We start from the raw sequence: 1,165 nt of genomic DNA on the forward strand, positions 1-1,165 counted from the left end.
TGGCTGGTGGAAAGGGTGTTGGAATATGGGAACTTGAATGATTGGAAAAGTCTTAAAAAAATTTATGGACAAGATGAGATAAAAAAGATTGTTGTGACAATTCGATCAATGGATGAGGTGACACTTTCTTTCCTTTGTGTCTTGTTTGATTTAAAAAGAACGAATTTTAGATGCTATACCAACAAACAGTTAGCCCAAAACTTCTGGAAATCTTGACTGCCTTGATGAATAATCCCTATTTCGGAGAGTTTTATATGGTGGGCGGGACAAGCCTCGCTTTGCAAATCGGGCATAGGGAGTCGATAGACATTGATCTTTTTGGTTGTGCAGAATTAGAAGAGCTGGAAGTGTCGGATTTTTTATCTAGCCTAGGTAAAGTGCAGATTTTGAAAAAAAGTAAAAATATTCTTATCTACACTGTCGATGGGATAAAAGTTGATTTAGTAAATTATCGGTATCCTNAGTGCAGATTTTGAAAAAAAGTAAAAATATTCTTATCTACACTGTCGATGGGATAAAAGTTGATTTAGTAAATTATCGGTATCCTTGGTTGTATCCTTCCTTGAATCTTGAAAATCTGCGATTGGCTGATCAAAGAGACATTGCAGCAATGAAGCTTAATGCTATTTCAGGAAGGGGGAGTAAAAAAGACTTTATCGATTTATATTTTTTACTGAATAAGTATTCTCTTTCTGAGATGATAGGGTTTTACAATAAAAAATTCTCAGACGGTTCAGAGTTTCTAGTCCTCAAAAGCCTTACTTATTTTGATGATGCAGATTTTGATCAAACCCCTAAAATGCATATTCCAATAGATTGGGACGAAATAAAATTGTCTGTTAAAAATGAAGTTAGAAATTACATGAACTCCATATAACTGATTTGGAAAATCCTAAACGGCTTAATTTGTTAGCCATTAACAACTTTAACCCTTAACCCTTTTACTTAACAATCCCAACCTTTGGCCCAAGCAATGGGGAGTATTATACTTGGGTAATATGTCCTGTTTTTTAGATTAATAATTTGTTTATTTAAAGATCATCCGTTTAAATTATGATTATAAAAACCATATCTCTTGATAATTTCCGATCCAAAGATCATATAAAGCTTGAGCTTGGAAGGAGGATTACCATCCTTATCGGAGAAAACGGTTCTGGTAAAACAA

General features: G+C 33.8%; 4 protein-coding genes. All 4 read left to right on the forward strand.

Going from position 1 to position 1,165, the window contains the following annotated elements; genetic code table 11:
• Positions 1–216 (forward strand): DUF6922 domain-containing protein (locus U3A58_RS21685; RefSeq protein WP_416377325.1); only part of this gene is annotated, 216 nt, incomplete at its 5' end.
• 38 nt (positions 217–254) lie between these two features.
• On the forward strand, positions 255–476 hold the full coding sequence (locus U3A58_RS21690; RefSeq protein ID WP_465038372.1) for a nucleotidyl transferase AbiEii/AbiGii toxin family protein: 222 nt from the start codon (positions 255–257) through the stop codon (positions 474–476).
• Complete coding sequence (locus U3A58_RS21695; protein ID WP_323826485.1) at positions 473–877, forward strand: hypothetical protein; 405 nt, start codon at positions 473–475, stop codon at positions 875–877. The genes U3A58_RS21690 and U3A58_RS21695 overlap by 4 nt, the downstream gene beginning before the upstream one ends.
• Before the next feature lie 176 nt (positions 878–1,053).
• A partial coding sequence (locus U3A58_RS21700) for an AAA family ATPase (RefSeq protein ID WP_323826486.1) occupies positions 1,054–1,165 on the forward strand: 112 nt, incomplete at its 3' end.

The sequence above is a fragment of the Algoriphagus persicinus genome (genome assembly GCF_035156415.1).
In the GTDB taxonomy this organism is placed as follows: domain Bacteria; phylum Bacteroidota; class Bacteroidia; order Cytophagales; family Cyclobacteriaceae; genus Algoriphagus; species Algoriphagus persicinus.